This window comes from Cupriavidus sp. 05N39 (assembly GCF_056397325.1).
Genome location: NZ_JBFTNE010000002.1, coordinates 73,484 through 92,329 on the forward strand (window position 1 = coordinate 73,484; position 18,846 = coordinate 92,329).

Genomic DNA, 18,846 nt, shown 5'->3' on the forward strand with positions numbered 1-18,846 from the left:
GCATACACACTCTCGTCGAGACCATCATCCATGCCATCCAGCCCTCCCTTGCCATCCGACCCGCCGCGCATCGTGGTGCTGGTCGCGCCGGACCCCGCGCAGGAGCTTGACGTCACCGGCCCCAGCGCCGTGTTCGGCCATGCCAACCGGCTCGACGGACGGCGCTCGCCCGCCTACGAGATCCGCATCGCCAGCGTGCGCGACGACGGCCTGGTGTGCACCGAGAGCGGCATCCGGCTGCTGGCGGATGCGCCGTATCACCGCATCGGCGAGATGCTGTCAGGCCCGATCGATACCTTGCTGATCGCCGGCGGCTCGGGCCATGCGGCGGCGGCCGAGGACGAGCGGCTGATCGGCTGGATCCGCGAGCAGGCGCCGCGCGTGCGCCGCCTGGGCGCGGTCTGCACCGGCGCTTTCGTGCTGGCGCGCACCGGCCTGCTCGACAGCCATCGCGCCACCACCCACTGGCGCCACGCCGCGCGCCTGGCGCAGCGCCATCCGCTGGTGCAGGTGGACCCGGACCCGATCTGGATTCGCGCCGGCCAGTTGTACACATCGGCCGGCGTCACCGCGGGCATGGACCTGGCGCTGGCGCTGGTGGAGGACGATCTAGGCCACGCCGCATCGCTGGCTGTCGCGCGCGAGCTGGTGCTGTTCCTGCGCCGGCCCGGCAGCCAGGCGCAGTTCTCCACCTTGCTGCAGGCGCAGAGCGCGCAGAGTCCGGAATTACGTGAATTGCAGGGCTGGATGGCGGAGCACCTGGCGCGCGACCTGTCGGTGCCCGTGCTGGCGGAGCGCGTGGCGATGAGCCCGCGCAACTTCGCGCGCGTGTTCGCGCGGCAGGTCGGCGAGACACCGGCGCGCTACGTCGAGCGGCTGCGGGTGGAGGCGGTGCGGCGCATGCTGGAAGAGGACGGGCGGCGGCTGGAAGGCATCGCCCATGCCACCGGCTTTGCCAATGCCGACGTCATGCGGCAGGCGTTCCAGCGGCATGTGCAGACCACGCCGGAGCGGTACCGGGCGGCGTTCAGGACCAGGCCGGCGGAGCGGGGGGAGGTTGCGTAGCGGTGGCTTCCCCCCTCTCCCACCAAGTGGCAGAGGGGGCGGACGAAAGGCGCTTAGCCCTTGGCCTGCAACGCAGCAATCCGCTCCTCGATCGGCGGGTGGCTGGAGAACAGCGACAGCCATGACTTGCCGCCGGCGATCCCCATGGCCTGCATGTTCTGCGGCAGGCCGTCCGGCTCCAGTCCGCCCAGGCGGCGCAGCGCCGCCACCATCGGCGTCGGGCTGCCCATCAGCCTGGCCGCGCCGGCATCGGCACGGTATTCGCGGTGGCGCGAGAAGGTAGCCACGATGATGCTGGCCAGGATGCCGAACACGATCTCGCACACCACCACCGTGATCATGTAGCCGATGCCGGGGCCGCTCGATTCCTCATCGTTCTTGCGCAGCATCGAATCCACGAAGTAGCCCACCACGCGCGCCAGGAAGATCACGAAGGTGTTGACCACGCCCTGGATCAGCGTGAGCGTGACCATGTCGCCGTTGGCGATGTGGGCCACCTCATGCGCCAGCACGGCTTCCACTTCGTCATGCGACATGGTCTGCAGCAGGCCGGTGGAGACCGCCACCAGCGAGTTCTTCTTGGTGGCGCCGGTGGCGAAGGCGTTGGCCTCGCCTTCATAGATGGCGACTTCCGGCATCGGCAGGCCGGCGCGGTCGGCCAGTTTCTGCACGGTCTGCACCAGCCATAGTTCGGTGCTGTTGCCGGGGTGGGTGATGACCTGCGCGCCGGTGGACCACTTGGCGATGGTCTTGGACATCAGCAGCGAAATAAAGGAGCCACCGAAGCCCATCAGCGCGGCAAAGACCAGCAGCATGCCGAGGTTGAGCCCGTTGCTGGTCAGGAAGCGGTTCACGCCCAGCAGGCTGGCGGTGAAGCTGAGGACAAGCATGACGGCGAGGTTGGTCGCCAGGAATAGGAGGACGCGTTTCATGTTTTGATGTGAGGAAGTGATCGATACAGTGGGGAAACCAGGCGCGCGCATTGCGGTCATCGCGGGCACGCCGGGTGCTCACGGCCAACGGAAAAATCGCAAGGGCGAACAACGAGTGCGCGCAAGACCAGCTTGCGCGCGGGGAGAGCATCAGGCGCTGGGTGGGCGCTGCTGGAGAGGAAGGTCGGGGTCGGGCAATGCGCCGGCGCGGTGTGTGGGCGCGCCGCTACCGGCGAGCCCGGCGACAAAGCGCAGGGGCGAGGCCGGCAACAGGGATTCGGCCAGGTCGGCGCCGGGCTGCGAAGGATCGCCAAGATCAGCGGAGCCCGGGGCTTCGTCGGGATCCGCCGCGATGCTGGCAGCGGCCGCGTCGGCGCGATCCCGGTTATCTACAGCGGCGTATGCGGCATCTTGTGCCGCCTGCGCCGCCGCGCCGCACGAATCCGGCTGCGCCCAGCCATGCGACGCCGCGTTGCCGACCGCGCACACGCCCGCGCCTGCCCAGCTCTGGAAGGGCATGACGGCAAGCATCAGAAGCAGCAGCAGGAAGCGGATGGCGCGCACAAATAGATTGGTTTGGGATCGCTCGATATGGGGATTCGACACGAATCCGTGGCGAGAATTCTACAGGATGCGGCATTGCCACATGTAGTACCGCAAGCATCACATCCGGACACTTAGCCGAGGATTTTTTGCGCGGCGCGGGTTCCCCACCAGGCCGCTTCCTCGAACACTGAAACGCCGGACAGGTCGGCGTGGGCGAACAGGACGCGCCCATCGGCAGCGCGCAGCGCCGCTGCGCCTGCGTTGCCGAGAAAGCCGGTGCGCGGCGAGGCCATGGCATGCCCGCGCACGGTGATCTCCACCGCGTCGGCGTGGCGCCAGAAGGCGCGCCCGTAAGCCGTGCGCAGGTCGGTGGTGGCATAGTCCATCAGTTCGGCGGGGCTGGCCTCCGCCAGCCAGCGGCGGGTGTCGGCGAGCGGGCGCGGTGCCGCGCCCGGGTCGGCGGCAGCGTCGAGCGGGCAGTAGGCGGTGAACACCGTGGCCGCCGGCATCGCTTGCCGGATCAGCTGATGGGTGCTCACCACATAGCCCAGCCCGCGCCCGCCGTGCACCACGTTGTCCCAGGCCAGCGGTACGCCGGCTGCCTCCGGCGGGAAGCCGCGCAGGCGGAAGCTCGACACCATCCACGACGCGCTGGGCGGCAGGTGGCGCGCCGGGTCGAATCCGAATTCACGCAGCGGCGCCACACGGGCGGCCACATGCAGCGGCATGGCGCAGATCACGCGGCGCGCACGGATGCGGTAGAGGCGCGGCGGCCGGGCGCCCACGCCGTCCGGCCACCAGGCGCACAGTACCGAGACCTCCCGGCCTTGCTCCCGTACCTGCAAGGCCATGCCGGGGCGGCGCCAGGGCTGCGCGCTGGCCTGTTGCCCCGCGCCGCGGTGCGCATCGATCCGCGCCGAGAGCCGCGTCACCAGCGCATGCAGCCCGTCGGGCCAGGTCAGCACGGCGCCGTCGGCGGCATCGCTCGCATGGCCCGCGCGGCTGGCGAAGTAATACAGGCCGGCCCAGGCGGAGATCAGTTCGTGGCCCGCGCCGTAGTCGTCGCGGCAGCAGTAGTCCACATACGTATGCAGGGTGGGCGACGTATAGCCTTCGGCCAGCATCCATTGCCGCATGCTTTGCCGGTCCAGCGCGGTCCAGGCCGGATCCTGCGAGGCCAGCGCCAGCGGAATGGCGAAGGCCTTGCGTCCATCGCTGCCGCGCGCGGCCTTGAGCTGCTCGACGCGGGCCAGGAAGCGTGCGTGCTGCGCGGCCTCCTCGTCCGGCACGGCATCGCTGGGCAGCAGGCCGTCGTGCCATTTGCCGTCGAAGAGCAGGCGCTCGTCGGGCGCATGCACCAGCGCGCGCTCGTCGAACTCCGGCCGCGCGGCGAAGGGGTCGCGCCGGATCACGCCGGTATCCGCCAGCATCTCGCGGATATGCGTCGATTCGGGCGAGGGCAGCGGCAGGTAGTGCGCGCCGCGCGGGAAGGCCAGGTCGGCGCCGAAATTGCCGCCCGCCGCATTGCCGCCGAACTCCGGCCCGTCCACCAGCACGAAATCCTTCAGCCCGCCGCGCGCCAGCTGCCACGCCGCGCTGAGCCCGGCCACGCCGCCGCCGAGGATGGCAACGTCGGTCACGATCTCGTCCTGCGCGGGTACGGCCGACGGCCAGCTGGCGGCATCGCGCAGCGCATGGCCTTCGGCCATGCCGGGGCGCAACACGACGGGCGCGGGCTCGCGCAGGCCGACGCCCGCCAGGAAGCGGCTGGCATCGTCGCCCAGCCGGTCGCAGCCGGAGAGCAAGCCCAGGCCGGCCGTGCCGGCGCCGGCGATCAGGAAGCGGCGGCGGTCCATTCGGGCTCCCCGTGCAGGCAACGGCAATCAGCGAATGACATTGCGCCAGTCCTGCTCGAAATCATGCACCAGCGTCTGCTCGTTGAGCCGGTTCGCGCGCGCCTCGCGCGGCGCCATGTCGGCGGGGAAGCGGAACATCAGCGCGGTGCTGTCGGCGTCGAGGAACCTGAGCGGCACGCTGTAGCGCGTCGGCGGCGTGTAGTCGGCGCGCTTGGCCGCCAGGATGAAGCCCCACTCGCCGAAGGACGGCACGTAGGCGTGGTAAGGCCAGGTATGCAGGCCCGCTTCGCGCAGCGTGGCGTCGATATCCCAGAACGAGCGCGGCGCGAAGTAGGGCGACGTGGACTGCACCACCGCATAGCCCTTCTCGGCGAGATGGTGCGACATCAGCTTGTACATCGGCACCGAGTACAGCTTGCCGAGCCCGAAGTTGGACGGGTCGGGCAGGTCGACGATGATGGCGTCGAACATCTCGTTGTGCTGTTCCATCCATTGCGCGGCATCGGCATTGACCACCTGCACGCGCGCATCCTTGAGCGAGCCCTGGTTCAGCGCCACCAGCGGTTCGCTGCGCGAGAACAGCGTGGTCATGGCCGGGTCGAGGTCGACCAGCGTGACGTGCTCGATATTCCTGTGCTTGAGGATCTCGCGTACCGCCAGCCCGTCGCCGCCGCCGATCACCAGCACGCGGCGCGCCCAGGGCAGCGCTTGCAGCACCGGATGCACCAAAGCCTCGTGGTAGCGATGCTCGTCGCGCGAGGAGAATTGCAGGTTGCCGTTGATATAGAGGCGCAGGTCATCCTTCCAGCGCGTGATCACCAGGCGCTGGTACGGCGTGCTTTCGCTGTGGATGATCTCGTCGCCGAACATGCCGCGCTCCGCCCAGTGCGTGAGCCGCCCGGAAGCCAGGAAGCCGCCGGCCAGCAGCACCAGCACCAGCGAGGCACGCAGCATGCGCGACATGACCGGCTTGAGTTCGTCGCGGAAGATGTGGATGGTGGCCAGCGCCACGCCGGCATTGAGCATGCCGAACAGGAAGCCGGTGCGCGACAGGCCCAGGCGCGGCGCCAGCACCAGCGGGAACACCAGCGAGACCGCCAGCGCCCCGAGGTAGTCGAAGGTAAGCACGCGGCTGACCAGTTCGCTGAAAGCGGTGCGGCGTGTGTTGAGCACGCGCATGACCAGCGGGATCTCCATGCCCACCAGCACGCCGAGCACGAACACCATGGCGTAGAGCGCGGTGCGAAAGGGTGCCGACAGCCACGCGAACACCACGAACAGCAGCGCGGCGGAGATGCCGCCGAGCAGTCCGATCAGGATCTCGATATCGATGAAGCGCGCCAGCACGTCTTCGTCCTTCACATAGCGCGACAGCCAGGAGCCTACGCCCATGGCGAACAGGTAGCAGCCGATGATGGAAGAGAACTGGAGGATGGAATCGCCCAGCAGGTAGCTGGACAGGGCGCCGGCGATCAGCTCGTAGCCGAGCCCGCAGGACGCCACGATCAACACCGAAAGAACAAGGGTACGGTCGCGCATCAGGTAATCAGTCGGGTCGGCGGTCGGGATCGGATGGGCAGGGGAGGGAGGGGAGCAGGCGAGCCGCGATACAGGATCGGCCTGGCACGCTGTAAATTGTTGTCATTGCTGGAAATGGACAACGATATACTTGAGCGCCGGCGCGGCAGCGTAGCCGGCAAGATACTGCCAAAAGTTGAACCGGAACACAGTCGTGGAACCCGCCGGAGAATAACAACGATGCAAGCCATCTACGCCTACGTGCTGCACTTGCTGGCTGGCCTTGCCCTGCTGGCAGTGTTCGTCGGAGTCTACACCAGGATCACGCCCTTTCGCGAGTTCGCGCTGATCCGCCAGGGCAACCTCGCGGCGGCGCTGTCGCTGTCGGGAGCGATGATCGGTTTTTGCTTTACGCTGTCGTCCAGCATCCAGCACAACGACACCTTCCTGATGTTCCTGGTGTGGTCGGTGGGCGCGATGCTGGTCCAGGCGCTGGCCTACGCCGGGCTGACGCGCGCGCTGCCCGACATGGACACCGCGATCGAGTCGAACAATATCGGCATGGGCGGGCTGATGGGCGCCATCTCGGTGACGGTCGGGGCGATCAACGCCGCGTGCCTGTCCTGACTGGCCGGATTTGCTGGGAATTTGCTGAGAACTTTGGGGATCGCCATGAGCATCGGATCGTTCATCAAGAAGCAGTTTATCGACATCCTCCAATGGACCGAGGACAGCGACGGCGTACTCGCCTGGCGCTACCCGATGGAGGATATGGAAATCCAGTACGGCGGCAGCCTGACCGTGCGCGAGTCGCAGATGGCGGTGTTCGTCAACGAAGGCAAGATCGCCGACGTGTTCGGGCCCGGCATGCACAAGCTCACCACGCAGACGCTGCCGGTGCTGACCTACCTGAAGAACTGGGACAAGCTGTTCGAGTCGCCCTTCAAGTCGGACGTCTACTTCTTCAGCACCCGCCTGCAGATCGGCCGCAAGTGGGGCACCGCCCAGCCCATCACCATCCGCGACGCCGATTTCGGCATGGTGCGGCTGCGTGCCTTCGGCCTGTACTCGTACAAGATCGCCGATGCTGCCAGGTTCTACACGGAGATCAGCGGCACGCGCGCGGAGTACACCCGCGACGAGGTGGAAGAGCAGCTGCGCAACCTGCTGATCGCCACCATGACGTCCACGCTGGGCGGCGCCTCGGTGCCGTTCCTCGACATGGCCGCCAACCAGGCGCTGATGTCGCAGACCATCCGCGACAAGCTGGCGCCGGAGTTCGAGCGCTATGGCGTGGCGCTGGATAATTTCGCGGTGACCAATGTGTCGCTGCCGGAGGAACTGCAGAAGGCCATCGACACCCGCATCTCGATGGGCATGATGGGCGATATGGCGAAGTACACGCAGTACCAGGTCGCCACCTCGATCCCGCTGGCCGCGCAGAACGAAGGCGGCGTGGCCGGGCTGGGCGCCAGCCTGGCGGCCGGCGCGGTGATGGGCCAGGCAATGGCGGGCGGGCTTGGCGCCGCCGCTGGCGTACAGCCCGCCGCGCCCGCTGCGGCGGCTGCGGTTCCGGCTGCGGCACCCGCGGACGATCCCGCCGCGCGGCTGCAGAAGCTCAAGGACCTGCTCGACAAGAGCCTGATCTCCCAGGCCGACTTCGATACCGCCAAGGCCGAGATCCTGAAGAAGCTGGTCGGCTGAGCGTAGCGGACGCATGCAAGAAATCAATTGCCCAAGTTGCGGCGCGCCGGCGGCCTTTCGCTCGTCGGCCGCCGTGATGGTGGTGTGCGAGTACTGCCACAGCACGCTGCTCAAGGACGCCGACACGGTCAGGGACATCGGCAAGATGTCCGCCGTGCTGGAGGACTACACGCCGCTGCAGCTCCATACCTCGGGCCAGTGGGATGGCCAGGGCTTCACGCTGGTCGGCCGCATCCAGCTGCGCTACGACGCCGGGCTGTGGAACGAGTGGTATGTGCTGTTCGACGACGGCAGCGACGGCTGGCTGGCCGATGCCTCCGGCCAGTACATGCTGACCCGGCGCGTCACGGCCGAGCAATCCGCCGCCCAGCTCAACGGCGTGACGCTGCCGCGCCATGACCAGCTCACGCCGGGCACGCCCCTGTACTTCGACAAGCATCGCTACCTGGCCAGCGATGTGCGCAGCGCGCGCTGCACCGGTGGCCAGGGCGAACTGCCGTTCACGGTCGGCGCGGGCTGGACCGCGCAGGTGGCGGACTTCCGCGACGAGGGCCGTTTCCTGACGCTCGACTACGCCGACGGCGATCCGCCGGCCATCTATACCGGCCAGGCGGTCAAGCTCGACCAGCTCAAGTGCCAGCTGCTGCGCGAGACCGACCAGATCGCCGGCACCGCCGACCGCTATCGGGGCAAGGCCGTGCCGCTGGCCTGCCCGGGCTGTGGCGGCGCCATCGCCTACCGCGCGGGCGTGGCCAGCTTCGTGGTCTGCCCGAGTTGCCACAGCGAGATCGATTGCACCACCTCGACCGCGCTGGTGCTGGAGAAGCAGCGCGAGCTGGATGCGCTGCGGACCAGCCTGGCGCCGGGCGATACCGGCAGCATCGACGGCAAGCCCTACACGGTGCTGGGGCTGATGCAATGCACCGACAACGACGAGGACGAAGCCTCCACCTGGGTCGAGTACCTGCTGTTCAACGAGCAGCGCGGCCTGATGTGGCTGGTCGAACAGGACAGCGGCTGGGACCGGGTCGAGGTGCTCGACACCTGGCCGCGCATGGTGTCCGGTACCGCCGCGAGCTACCAGGGCCAGACCTTCCAGCAGGGCTACGACTACCAGAGCGAGGTGCTGTACGCGGCCGGCACCTTCAACTGGCACGTCAAGGTGGGCGACACTACGCGCCTGACCGAGTTCGGCAAGCCCGCGCGCCGGCTCACGCGCGAGACTTCCGATACAGAGATCGTCTGGACCTTGTCCACCACCGTGCCGCGCTCCCAGGTCGCGCTGTGGTTCAAGTCCAGCCCCGGGCTGGCCGAGGCGGCCCGGGCCTCGCCCGGCACGCGCGCGGGCAGCACCGATGACCTCGCTTTTTGCCGCAAGAGCGCCAAGGTCTACGCCATCCTCCTCGCGATCCTCAACGTGCCGGTGGCCCTTGTCACCGACCGCGGATGGTTCACCATCGTCGTCGGCTTCCTGCTGCTGTGGGCGCCGATCTGGCTGGTCCAGCGCTGGGCCGGAAAGGACTAAGACAGCGTGCGTCTGCTTTACCTCGTCTACGGCATCATCGTGCTGTTCGGCACGACCTTCTTCAACATCGGCGATACCGGCCGCTCGGGCTCTTCCTCGGGCTATAGCAGTGCGCGCGGCTGGAGTGGCGGCTCTTCCGGCTCCAGCGGCTGGTCCTCCGGCGGCGGACACAAGTGAGCGCGCAGGCATGAATGCGCCGGCGTTACCCTGTCCGGCCGTGCTCGGCCACCACCTGCTGGCCGACCTGCAAGGCGTGGCCAGCGAACTGCTGGCCGATGCCGCCCTGGTCGAGCGCGTGCTTTACCAGGCGGCGCAGGCCGCCGGCGCCACCGTGGTCGATGCGCGCTTCCGGCATTTCGGGCCGGGCCTTGGCGTGACCGGGGTGTTGCTGCTCAAAGAATCGCATATCAGCATCCATACCTGGCCGGAATACGGCTTTGCCGCCGTGGATGTCTTCATGTGCGGCGCCGCCCGGCCCGAACTGGCGGTGGAAGTGGTGCGCGCGGCCTTCGCGCCGCGTGCGCTCACCTTGCGCGACCAGGCACGAGGACCGGCCCCGGCCTGAGCCGCTGCGTCCAGCTTCCAGAGAGCTGGCAAGACCCGCCCCCGTGGTCTACACTGCATACGACCCTGTAATTACTACGGGGATTTTGCTTGGGTGCAGGAGTGATCTGGAGTCGGCATGCGTATCGGTGAATTGGCAAAACACAGCAGTTGCGACGTGGAAACCATCCGCTACTACGAGCGCGAAGGGCTGCTTGACGCACCCCAGCGCGAGGACAACGGCTATCGCCGCTATGGCGACAGCCATCTGCTGCAGCTCAATTTCGTGCGCCACTGCCGCTCGCTGGGCATGAGCCTGTCCGACGTCCGGCGCCTGCGCGACTTCGAGCGGGATCCGACACTCGCCTGCGACGACATCAACGCCCTGCTGGATCGCCAGATCGAGCAGATCCATGCGCAGCGCGTTGCGCTCGAGGCCCTGGAGGGCCAATTGCGGGCGCTGCGCCACACCTGCGACCAGCCCCATCCGGCCAGCGAGTGCGGCATCCTGCAGAACCTGCAGCAGGCCGCGGCCGGCGCCGCCTGCGAATGCCATCCGCATGCCGTGGATCAAGGCTAGGGTTGCGCCCCGGTGCTGAACGGTGCCGGCTATGCTACGATTCCTCAACTTGCCGCGCACCAAGCTGGTGAAAAGCGCGGCGGCACGGTCCCGCGACGAGACATTTGAGTGAGCCATTGCTCTCATCGATCCCACCGCGTGGCGCGCTTTCCCGAATTTCCATCCAATAGTTGCCGCACGTAAATGACGCTTAGCTGCCTGTCGCTGACCGCTGTCGAGCTTGCCCGTATCGGGCAGGCCGGCGCGTCCGCGCGCGTAGCGCAGGCGCCGCGCGCGCAAGCCACACAGGCTATTGCCTGCCGCCGGATCAGCGCACCGCTTGATCCTGCCCGGTTCCCAGCCTGACGTTCCCCCCAACGCAGGCAAGCGCCGAACCGGGCCGAGTCACTCCCTGTTCGCGGTTTTCCCGCCGTTCCTGACGGCCCCTTATTCCATGACCTAGCAGTGCCCGGAGCCGATCCATGACGGATCGCTCCAGCCGCCCTGGGTCGCCGCATCGCCACTTAGCGAGGATTCATCATGACGGCTTCGTCCAAGCAACAACCGACCCTTTACCTTACCGAGCTCGACGTAACCCGCCTCGAGCGCATTGCCGGGCGTGCCGGCGCCGCCCCGCTGGCCGAGATGCTCGACAGCATCCTGGAGCGCGCCGCCATCGTGCCGGCCGATGCCATTCCGAAGGATGTCGTCACCATGAACTCCAGCATGCTGTGCGTGCTGGAAGGCGAGGCCACGCCRCGCCGCTGGACCCTGGTGTATCCGGACACCGCGGATTTCGACGAGGGCCGGCTGTCGGTGCTGTCGCCGATCGGCCGCGTCCTGCTGGGGGCGCGCGCCGGCCAGACCGTGAGCTACCGCCTGCCGGACGGACGCGAGCAAAGCGTCACGGTGGTCGAATTGTCGTTCCAGCCCGAGGCCAACGGCCAGTACACCGTTTAAGGCCGCAGCAGGCACATTCAGGGCATCTCACGTGCGCTTTCAGGACGCCGATCGCGGCGTCCTCGCGCGCCGCAGGCAGCGTTGCGCACACCGGTCCCACGAGCGCCCGCGCGCACCGTTGCCCGGCGCTAGACGGCCTCCAGCCTGGGCTGGCAGGCTATCGCACCGCGCGCCAGGCGCTTGCGCCACGCCGTTTCCACGTCCCGGCTGCGCCATCCGGCGGCCAATCCGCGCCGTTCGTCCGCACTTCCAGCGTTTCACGACTCGCAACGCACCATTCGTCGCAGTGGTATTTCTCCTTGCGCGCCCAGCCACTAATCTTCAGTCCGTGCTCGCATAGCAACATAGATTGCCAAAGAGCAGCAAGTAACTGCGGCTTAAAACAAAAGCGACAAAACAATCAGTTGAAGGAGTCCCAAATGAATGCCAAACGCATCCTGGGCAGCGCGTTAGCAGTGCTTTTGGTGGCCGGATCGGCCGCGGCACTGGCGGCCCCCGCCACCAGCAAGGTCGGCAAGTTCGACGTCTATGCCGATGCGTTGCGCACCGGCAAGTTCGATCCGTTCGTTGACGGCGCCAAGCAAGGCAAGTTCGATACGTTCTCCGACGGCGCCCGCGCCGGCAAGTACGACCCGTACACCGACGGCGCCAAGCAAGGCAAGTTCGACACGTTCACCGATGGCGCGCGCGCCTTCAGTGGCGAAATCTCTGCCAGCTCGCTGGATAATTCGCGCTCCGGCGACGGATCGCTGTACGGCTATAAGGTCTGATCCAGACCTCGTGTTACCAGGCGGCCACTTAGGTGGCCGCCTCGGTTATGCACCTGTTTTCCCGCTTTATCTCCCACCTGCCCGGCTGACCTCCTCCTCCTTCTCTCTCCCGCCGGGTGGGTGATTTTTACCCGCCGCTCCCGCTGTACCTCCCGCTGTACATTCAATCCCTCCGGCCGTCCCGCAGTTCATCCCACCTTATTCCATAACGCCTCAAAGGCTGGCGCGCGCCCGTCATTCCCGCTCGCRCCGGGGACGCCGGCGCCCGATCAGGACATAGAGCAAGGGGACCGCCAGCGCGCCGATCACGGTCGCGCCAAGCATGCCGCCCAGCACCCCGGTGCCGACCGCGCCCTGCGCCGCCGCACCCGCTCCCGTGCTGATCGCCAGCGGCACCACGCCCAGGATAAAGGCCAGCGATGTCATCACCACCGGACGCAGCCGCTGCCGGGCGGCCTGGCTGGCAGCTTCGACCAGCCCCATGCCGCCGCGGCGCAACTGCTCGGCGTACTCCACCACCAGGATGGCGTTCTTGGCCGCCAGCCCCATGATCACGATCCCGCCCACCTTGAAGTAGACGTCGTTCGGCATCCCGCGCAGCCAGATCGCCGCCAGCGCGCCAAGCAGGCCGGCGGGCACGATCAACAGCACCGCCAGCGGCAGGGTCCAGTTTTCATAGAGCGCCACCAGGCACAGGAAGATGAACAGCAACGACAAGGCGAACAGCCAGGGCGCCTGCGCGCCGCTTTGCTGCTGCTCGAAGGCGCGCCCGGTCCAGCGCACGTCATAGGTGCCGCCCAGTTCGCGGACCATGGCCGTGAGCCGCTCCATCGCCGTGCCGGTGCTGTGGCCCGGCACCACGTCGGCGTTGATGCGCACCGAGGGGAGTCCGCTGAACCGCTCCAGCGTGGCTTCACCCTTGCCCCACACCAGTTCGGCGAAGGCGCCGAGCGAGACCATGCCGCCGCGCTCGTTGCGTACGTGCACGCGCGACAAGTGGGCGGGGTTCATCCGGTAAGGCGCGTCGGCCTGCAGGATCACCCGGCGGATACGGCCTTCGCGCGCCACTTCGTCGACGTAGCGCGAGCCCAGCGTGGCGGAAAGCGCATGGTGGATGGCCTCGGGCTCCACGCCGAAGCTGCGCGCGCGCTCGTAGTCGATGCGCAGGTCCAGCGCCGGCGCGGGCTGCGCCGTGGTGGCACGGACCTCGCCGAGCGCGGGTTCGTCCCTGGCCGCGGCAAGCAGCTTGTCGCGGGCGGCGAAGAGCGCCTCGCGTCCGGTGCCGGGCTGCGCGACCAGCCGCATGTCGAGGCCGCCGGTGCTGCCCAGTTCGGGCAAGGTAGCGCCGCCATAAGCGTAGAGCTGCGCGCGTCCCCGGCCTGGCCAGTCCTCAAGCGCAGCCGTCATCCTCGCCAGTAGCACGTCAGCGCGCTCCCCGGCACCGCGCCGCTCCCAGTCTTGCAGTGCCAGGTACAGGCTGGCGCGCTGTTCGCCGCTGCCGGAATTGCTCCAGCCCAGCACGGCAAAGGTGGAGCGCACCGGATACTTGCCGTCCTGCAGCCACTTCTCCAGCGCCGCCACGGTTGTGCGCGTCTCCTCCTGGGTGGAGCCTGCCGGCAGTTCCACATCGATCACAATCTCGCCCGTGTCCTCGTCCGGCAGGAAGCCGGCGGGGATCTGCCATATCAGCACGCCGCCAGCGACCGCCAGCGCCAGGTAGATGCCCAGCCAGCGCAGGCGGCGGCGCTGCAGCGCCTGCACCCATCCGGCATAGCGCGCGGTAAATGCCGTGAAACCGCGCTCGAACCACGCCAGCGGCCCGCGCACCGGATGCGGCGCATGGCGCAACAGGCTGGCGCACATGGCTGGCGCCAGCGAGAGCGCGAAGAACAGCGAGAAGGCAATGGAGATCGCCAGCGTGATGGCGAAATGCCGGTAGATCACGCCGACCGCGCTGCCCATGAACGCCATCGGCACGAAGACCGCGCACAGCACCAGCGTGACCGCCAGCAGCGCGCCCGACACCTCGCGCATCGAGCGGGCCGCCGCTTCCATCGCACCCACGCCTTCCTCGCGCATGATCCGCTCGACGTTTTCCACCACCACGATGGCGTCGTCCACCAGGATGCCGATCGCCAGCACCACGCCGAACAGCGTGATCACGTTCAGCGAGAGGCCGAACGCGTACAGGCAGGCGACGGTGCCAAGCAGCGACACCGGCACCACGATCACCGGGATCAGCGTGGCGCGCAGGTTGCCCAGGAACAGGTAGAGGATCAGGAAGACCAGCACCGTAGCTTCGCCCAGCGTGGTCAGCACGCGCCAGATGGAACGCTCGACGAACTGCGCGCTGTCGGACGAGATCTCATAGCGCACGCCCGCCGGAAAACTGCGCGCGGCTTCATCGAGCGCYGCGCGCACGGTGCGCGAAGTGGCCAGCACATTGGCGCCATCGGCCAGCTTGAGGCCGATCGAAGCCGCGACCTGGCCATCGTGGCGCGAGCCGTAGCGGTAGTCGCTGGCGCCCAGTTCCACCCGTGCCACGTCGCGCAGCCGCACCAGCGAGGCGTCGCTGCCGCCGCGCACCACGATGCGCTCGAACGCTTCCGGATCGCTCAGCGGCCGGGGCGGGCGCACCAGCGCCTGGAAGGGCTGGCCCGGCACCGCCGGCGCGCTGCCAAGCTGGCCGGGCGTGACATCGCCGTTGCGCGCCCTGATGCCCTGCTCCACGTCCGCGGCGGTGAGGCCGTAGGCGTTGAGCTTGTCCGGATCGAACCAGATGCGCAAGGCGTACTCGGATCCATAAGGCTCGGCCTTGCCGATGCCGGGCAGGCGGCGCAGCATCGGCAGCAGCGAGCCGGCGGCGAAATCGCCCAGCGCGGTTTCGTCGAGCTGGCCGCCATCGGAGACGAGCGAGACATACATGAAGGGGCTGCTGCTGGCCTGGTCCACAAAGATGCCGCCGCGGCGCACCGCTTCCGGCAACAGCGGTTCGGCCTGCATGACGCGGTTGCGCACATTGACCTGCGCCAGCTGCGCGTCGGTGCCCTGGCGGAAACCCAGCGTGATGGTGGCGGCGCCGCCCTCGCTGCTGGCATCGAGGTAGAGCAGGCCGGGGATGCCATGCATCTGCTGCTCCAGCACGGCGGTCACGGCGTCCTCCACGGTGCGTGCCGAAGCGCCGGCATAGTCGGCATAGACGATCACGGTGGGCGGCGCCACCGCCGGATACTGGGCGATGGGAATGCGCGTGAGGGCAATCAGGCCCGCCACCATGGTGAGGATGGCAATGACCCACGCGAAGGCGGGCCGGCGAAGGAAGAAGGACGCCATGACAGATTCGGTTATCTGGCACCGGYGCGACAGCGGGCCGCGGATCCGGTGCGATGGAACGTGGGACGGCGCGCTAACTGTACGGATAGCGCCGTGAGGCGAAACAGCAGGAGGGGGGAGGGTTGCCGTGGGGTCCGGCGACCCTAATGGGCAGGCAGCGCGAAACCACGCAACAGTGCTGCCAGCAACACCCGCTGGCGATGCGCCAGCGGCCGCCGGTTCTCGCGCGGCAGGTGCTCGAAAGTGATGTCGAGCGCGGCCAGCCCGTGAACGGCGGTCCACAGCGCGTCGGTGACGTCGCCGGCGTCATGCCCGGCATCGATCAGCGCGGCGGCCTGCTGGTCGCGCACGCAAGCCAGCAGCACGGCGGCCACCGGGTCCTCGGGGAAACGCTCGCGCCAGCGCTGGTCGATCGCGCGTTCGGCGTCGGCCGGCAGGCCCATCATCATCATCAGGTGATAGCTGTGGCGATGGGCCAGGGCCCACGCCACGTAAGCGTCCAGCACCGCCGGCAGGACCTCGGCGGCCGTGCGGGCGGCGGCCCGGGCCTCGGCCAGCGCGGCCGCCAGCCGTACCCAGTCCTGCGCGCACACCTCGAACAGGAGTGCGGTCTTGTCTTCGAAATGCCGGTAGATGGCGGCGGCGCTATAACCGCAGCGCTCGCCGATGCGGCGCAGCGTGACCCCGGCGAAGCCAGCCTCCGCGAACAGCGCGCGGGCGGCGTTGAAGAAGGCCTCGCGCACGCTCTCGCGGCGCTGCGCGGCACCAGCCGCACGTGCCGCGGGCGGCCGCACAGGCACGCCGGCGCGCGCGGCAAGCGGCACGGCTGGCGTGCTGCCGGACGGCACGGCGGCGGGCTGGGCTTGCAGGCTGGGTTGCGGCGGGCGGGCGGAGGGCATGGCCGCGATTATAAACAATCAGTCACTTTGTGAACAATGTTTACACAACGGATCAGGCACTTTTCCTTTCCCCGCCCTGGTGGGGGGGCGGGCTTCCGGCCGGTCAATGCGGACGCGCGGGGCTCAGAGTTGCCGGGCCGCGAAGGTATCGCACTTGCGGATGTCGCCGGTAGTCAGTCCCTGGCGCAGCCAGCGCGTGCGCTGCTCGCTGGTGCCGTGGGTGAACGCTTCGGGGACGACATAGCCCTGGGCCTGCTTCTGCAGCCGGTCGTCGCCGATGGCGGCGGCGGCCTTGAGGCCTTCTTCGATATCGCCGGGTTCCAGCAGTTGCTGGTTCATGCGTTCCGCGGTGGCGGCCCACACGCCGGCCAGGCAATCGGCCTGCAACTCCACGCGCACCGACAACTGATTGGCCTGCGCCTCGCCCATGCGGCGGCGCGCGGCGTCGACCTTGCCGGACACGCCGAGCAGGTTCTGCACGTGGTGGCCGATTTCGTGGGCGATCACATACGCCTGGGCAAAGTCGCCGCCGGCGCCGAAGCGGCGGCGCAGTTCATCGTAGAAGGCCAGGTCGATATAGACCTTCTGGTCGCCCGGGCAGTAGAAGGGCCCCATGGCCGACTCGCCGGTGCCGCAGGCGGTGGGCGTGGCGCCGGAGAACAGCACCAGCGTGGGCGGCGCGTAGCGGCGGTTGAGGTCAGTCTCGAAAATATGCGACCAGGTGCGCTCGGTGTTGCCCAGCACCTTGCGCACGAACACCGTCATCTGGTCGTTGGCGGGCGGATGGCTGGGCACATGCTGCTGCTGCGGCGCCTGTTGCTGCGAACCCTGCAGCACCGAGGCGCCCTGCATGATCACGGAAGGATCGATGCCGAAGAAATACGACGCCGCCAGCGCCACCAGGATGGTGCCGATGCCGAGCGTCTTGGGCCCCACGCCGAAGCCGCCGAAACCGCCGGAACCCTCTCCCCGGCGGTCTTCTACATTCTGGCTTTCGGCTTCGTCATCGAGACGCATGGTGGCTCCGCATTGCTGGTTGATCGCTGCGGCCGGACAGTGGCCACAGTGTGTCGATCAGTATAGCAACGGCGTTGGCGCCGGCGCATGCGTGTGGTGTATCAGGCCGTAACCGCCGGCACCGTGCTGCCGGCGCCAAGCGCAAGCGCCTTGCCCGGCTCCGTGCCGCCGATCTCGGCCACCCGCAGCAGGTTCGTGGTGCCGCCCTGGCCGAACGGCATGCCAGCCGCGATGGTGATCTGGTCGCCCGGCGCGGCATAGCCTTCGGCCAGCGCGGCGCGGGTGGCCGCGTTCACCATCTCGTCGACGCTTTGCACATCGGGGCTGACGGTGGAATGCACGCCCCAGGCAAGCGCCAGCCGCCGCGCGATCTCCAGGTTCGGCGTGATGCTGACGATGGGCGCGTGCGGCCGCTCGCGCGCCGCGCGCAGCGCAGTGGAGCCCGACGAGGTGTAGGTCACGGTGGCGGCCGCGCCGATGATCTGCGTGACTTCGCGCAACGCGGCGCAGATCGCGTCCTGCCGGGTGGACAGCGGTGCTTCGTGCTGCGCGTCCAGCAGGTTGCGATAGAGCGGATCGCGCTCCACCTCGGCGATGATGCGGTCCATGATCGCCACCGCCGGTACCGGGTGGCGGCCGTTGGCCGATTCCGCCGACAGCATCACCGCATCGGCGCCGTCATAGATGGCGCTGGCCACATCGGAGGCTTCGGCGCGCGTGGGCACCGGCGAATCGATCATCGATTCCAGCATCTGCGTGGCGATGACGATGGGTTTGCCGTGCTGACGGCAGATGCGCAGGATGCGCTTCTGCACGCCCGGCACGCGCTCCGGCGGCAGCTCCACGCCGAGGTCRCCGCGCGCCACCATCACCGCATCGGAGACGCGCACGATTTCTTCCAGCTGTTGCAGCGCGGCGGGCTTCTCGATCTTGGACAGCACACCGGCGCGGGTGCCGATGATCTCGCGCGCTTCCACGATGTCGGCCGGACGCTGCACGAAGGACAGCGCGATCCAGTCGGCGCCGAGTTCCAGCGCGAAGTCGAGGTCCTTGCGATCCTTCTCGGTCAGCGCGGGGATCGGGATCACCGCGTCGGGCACGTTGACGCCCTTGCGATCGGAAAGCGTCCCGTGGTTCACCACGCGCGTGACGATGCTGCCGCTGGCCACCGACTCRATCTTCAGCTGCACCTTGCCGTCGTCGATCAGCAGCGACTGTCCCGGCGCCGCAACGCGGAACAGCTCGGGATGCGGCAGGTGCACGCGGGTAGCATCGCCCGGGCCGGGATCGCTGTCGAGCACGAACACGTCGCCGGCCTTGACCGCGACCTTGCCCGCGGCAAAGGTGCCGATGCGCAGCTTGGGCCCCTGCAGGTCGGCCAGCACGGCGATGGGGCGGCCGGTCTCGGCTTCGACCTGGCGCACGGCATCGTAGCGGCGCTTGTGGTCGTCGTGGGAGCCGTGGCTGAAGTTGAGGCGGAACACATCGGCCCCTGCCTCGAACAGCTGCCGGATCACCTCGATATCGGTGCTGGCCGGTCCGAGCGTGGCAACGATCTTGGCTTTGCGCTGGCGTCTCATTTTGTCTCCTCTTCCAATCTCGGGTGGCGCGCCCAGGGC

General features: G+C 68.3%; 17 protein-coding genes. 9 read left to right on the plus strand and 8 right to left on the minus strand.

The window, feature by feature from the left end; genetic code table 11:
• The first annotated feature begins 30 nt into the window (after window positions 1-30).
• Window positions 31-1,065, plus strand: coding sequence for a GlxA family transcriptional regulator (locus AC1DN0_RS01260; protein ID WP_441634494.1), 1,035 nt, complete (start codon window positions 31-33; stop codon window positions 1,063-1,065).
• Window positions 1,066-1,118: 53 nt separating this feature from the next.
• On the opposite strand, the gene htpX is transcribed toward AC1DN0_RS01260, so the two are convergent.
• The 4 genes from htpX to AC1DN0_RS01280 form a co-directional block, all read right to left on the minus strand.
• Window positions 1,119-1,997 (minus strand): protease HtpX, encoded by an 879-nt coding sequence (htpX, locus tag AC1DN0_RS01265; protein WP_045242287.1) that lies wholly within the window; start codon window positions 1,995-1,997, stop codon window positions 1,119-1,121.
• Window positions 1,998-2,147: 150 nt separating this feature from the next.
• Window positions 2,148-2,561 carry a hypothetical protein gene (locus tag AC1DN0_RS01270; protein ID WP_441634491.1) on the minus strand — a complete coding sequence of 138 codons (414 nt, stop codon included), beginning with the start codon at window positions 2,559-2,561 and terminating at the stop codon, window positions 2,148-2,150.
• Between the two features lie 113 nt (window positions 2,562-2,674).
• Window positions 2,675-4,399, minus strand: a complete 1,725-nt coding sequence (locus AC1DN0_RS01275; protein WP_441634489.1) for an NAD(P)-binding protein — start codon at window positions 4,397-4,399, stop codon at window positions 2,675-2,677.
• Between the two features lie 27 nt (window positions 4,400-4,426).
• The gene (locus tag AC1DN0_RS01280) at window positions 4,427-5,938 is read right to left on the minus strand and encodes a polyamine aminopropyltransferase (RefSeq protein ID WP_441634487.1); all 1,512 of its coding nucleotides are present in this window, start codon (window positions 5,936-5,938) and stop codon (window positions 4,427-4,429) included.
• A 219-nt stretch (window positions 5,939-6,157) separates the two neighbouring features.
• Between AC1DN0_RS01280 and AC1DN0_RS01285 the strand changes: the two genes are divergently transcribed.
• The 8 genes from AC1DN0_RS01285 (at window position 6,158) to AC1DN0_RS01320 (ending at window position 11,978) form a co-directional block, all read left to right on the plus strand.
• Window positions 6,158-6,544, plus strand: a complete 387-nt coding sequence (locus AC1DN0_RS01285; RefSeq protein WP_441634485.1) for a DUF350 domain-containing protein — start codon at window positions 6,158-6,160, stop codon at window positions 6,542-6,544.
• A 45-nt stretch (window positions 6,545-6,589) separates the two neighbouring features.
• On the plus strand, window positions 6,590-7,621 hold the full coding sequence (locus AC1DN0_RS01290; protein WP_276290777.1) for an SPFH domain-containing protein: 1,032 nt from the start codon (window positions 6,590-6,592) through the stop codon (window positions 7,619-7,621).
• A 13-nt stretch (window positions 7,622-7,634) separates the two neighbouring features.
• Window positions 7,635-9,146, plus strand: coding sequence for a DUF4178 domain-containing protein (locus tag AC1DN0_RS01295; RefSeq protein WP_477102467.1), 1,512 nt, complete (start codon window positions 7,635-7,637; stop codon window positions 9,144-9,146).
• 6 nt (window positions 9,147-9,152) lie between these two features.
• Window positions 9,153-9,323 (plus strand): hypothetical protein, encoded by a 171-nt coding sequence (locus tag AC1DN0_RS01300; RefSeq protein WP_441637182.1) that lies wholly within the window; start codon window positions 9,153-9,155, stop codon window positions 9,321-9,323.
• Window positions 9,324-9,333: 10 nt separating this feature from the next.
• Entirely contained in the window at window positions 9,334-9,711 is a 378-nt protein-coding gene (speD, locus tag AC1DN0_RS01305) for an adenosylmethionine decarboxylase (RefSeq protein ID WP_441637180.1), read from the plus strand.
• A 117-nt stretch (window positions 9,712-9,828) separates the two neighbouring features.
• The gene (locus tag AC1DN0_RS01310; protein ID WP_045242294.1) at window positions 9,829-10,269 is read left to right on the plus strand and encodes a Cd(II)/Pb(II)-responsive transcriptional regulator; all 441 of its coding nucleotides are present in this window, start codon (window positions 9,829-9,831) and stop codon (window positions 10,267-10,269) included.
• A gap of 519 nt (window positions 10,270-10,788) precedes the next feature.
• A complete protein-coding gene (gene rnk / locus AC1DN0_RS01315) occupies window positions 10,789-11,208 on the plus strand; it encodes a nucleoside diphosphate kinase regulator (protein WP_441637178.1) in 420 nt (139 codons plus the stop codon).
• A gap of 419 nt (window positions 11,209-11,627) precedes the next feature.
• The gene (locus tag AC1DN0_RS01320) at window positions 11,628-11,978 is read left to right on the plus strand and encodes a hypothetical protein (RefSeq protein WP_441637176.1); all 351 of its coding nucleotides are present in this window, start codon (window positions 11,628-11,630) and stop codon (window positions 11,976-11,978) included.
• A gap of 234 nt (window positions 11,979-12,212) precedes the next feature.
• On the opposite strand, the gene AC1DN0_RS01325 is transcribed toward AC1DN0_RS01320, so the two are convergent.
• The 4 genes from AC1DN0_RS01325 to pyk all read right to left on the minus strand — a co-directional run bounded on the left by AC1DN0_RS01325 (window position 12,213) and on the right by pyk (window position 18,807).
• Window positions 12,213-15,311, minus strand: coding sequence for an efflux RND transporter permease subunit (locus AC1DN0_RS01325; protein WP_477145484.1), 3,099 nt, complete (start codon window positions 15,309-15,311; stop codon window positions 12,213-12,215).
• 143 nt (window positions 15,312-15,454) lie between these two features.
• On the minus strand, window positions 15,455-16,210 hold the full coding sequence (locus AC1DN0_RS01330; protein WP_477102468.1) for a TetR/AcrR family transcriptional regulator: 756 nt from the start codon (window positions 16,208-16,210) through the stop codon (window positions 15,455-15,457).
• A 123-nt stretch (window positions 16,211-16,333) separates the two neighbouring features.
• Entirely contained in the window at window positions 16,334-17,227 is an 894-nt protein-coding gene (gene ypfJ, locus AC1DN0_RS01335) for a KPN_02809 family neutral zinc metallopeptidase (protein ID WP_441636852.1), read from the minus strand.
• Between the two features lie 101 nt (window positions 17,228-17,328).
• Window positions 17,329-18,807 (minus strand): pyruvate kinase, encoded by a 1,479-nt coding sequence (gene pyk, locus AC1DN0_RS01340; RefSeq protein WP_035873150.1) that lies wholly within the window; start codon window positions 18,805-18,807, stop codon window positions 17,329-17,331.
• Window positions 18,808-18,846: the final 39 nt, after the last annotated feature.

Excerpts from the sequence above, each read along its gene's own strand:
- AC1DN0_RS01260 (WP_441634494.1), top strand. The coding sequence starts at position 31 with ATGCCATCCAGCCCTCCCTTGCCATCCGACCCGCCGCGCATCGTGGTG.
- htpX (WP_045242287.1), bottom strand. The coding sequence starts at position 1,997 with ATGAAACGCGTCCTCCTATTCCTGGCGACCAACCTCGCCGTCATGCTT.
- AC1DN0_RS01275 (WP_441634489.1), bottom strand. The coding sequence starts at position 4,399 with ATGGACCGCCGCCGCTTCCTGATCGCCGGCGCCGGCACGGCCGGCCTG.
- AC1DN0_RS01280 (WP_441634487.1), bottom strand. The coding sequence starts at position 5,938 with ATGCGCGACCGTACCCTTGTTCTTTCGGTGTTGATCGTGGCGTCCTGC.
- AC1DN0_RS01285 (WP_441634485.1), top strand. The coding sequence starts at position 6,158 with ATGCAAGCCATCTACGCCTACGTGCTGCACTTGCTGGCTGGCCTTGCC.
- AC1DN0_RS01290 (WP_276290777.1), top strand. The coding sequence starts at position 6,590 with ATGAGCATCGGATCGTTCATCAAGAAGCAGTTTATCGACATCCTCCAA.
- AC1DN0_RS01295 (WP_477102467.1), top strand. The coding sequence starts at position 7,635 with ATGCAAGAAATCAATTGCCCAAGTTGCGGCGCGCCGGCGGCCTTTCGC.
- speD (WP_441637180.1), top strand. The coding sequence starts at position 9,334 with ATGAATGCGCCGGCGTTACCCTGTCCGGCCGTGCTCGGCCACCACCTG.
- AC1DN0_RS01310 (WP_045242294.1), top strand. The coding sequence starts at position 9,829 with ATGCGTATCGGTGAATTGGCAAAACACAGCAGTTGCGACGTGGAAACC.
- AC1DN0_RS01320 (WP_441637176.1), top strand. The coding sequence starts at position 11,628 with ATGAATGCCAAACGCATCCTGGGCAGCGCGTTAGCAGTGCTTTTGGTG.
- AC1DN0_RS01330 (WP_477102468.1), bottom strand. The coding sequence starts at position 16,210 with ATGCCCTCCGCCCGCCCGCCGCAACCCAGCCTGCAAGCCCAGCCCGCC.
- ypfJ (WP_441636852.1), bottom strand. The coding sequence starts at position 17,227 with ATGCGTCTCGATGACGAAGCCGAAAGCCAGAATGTAGAAGACCGCCGG.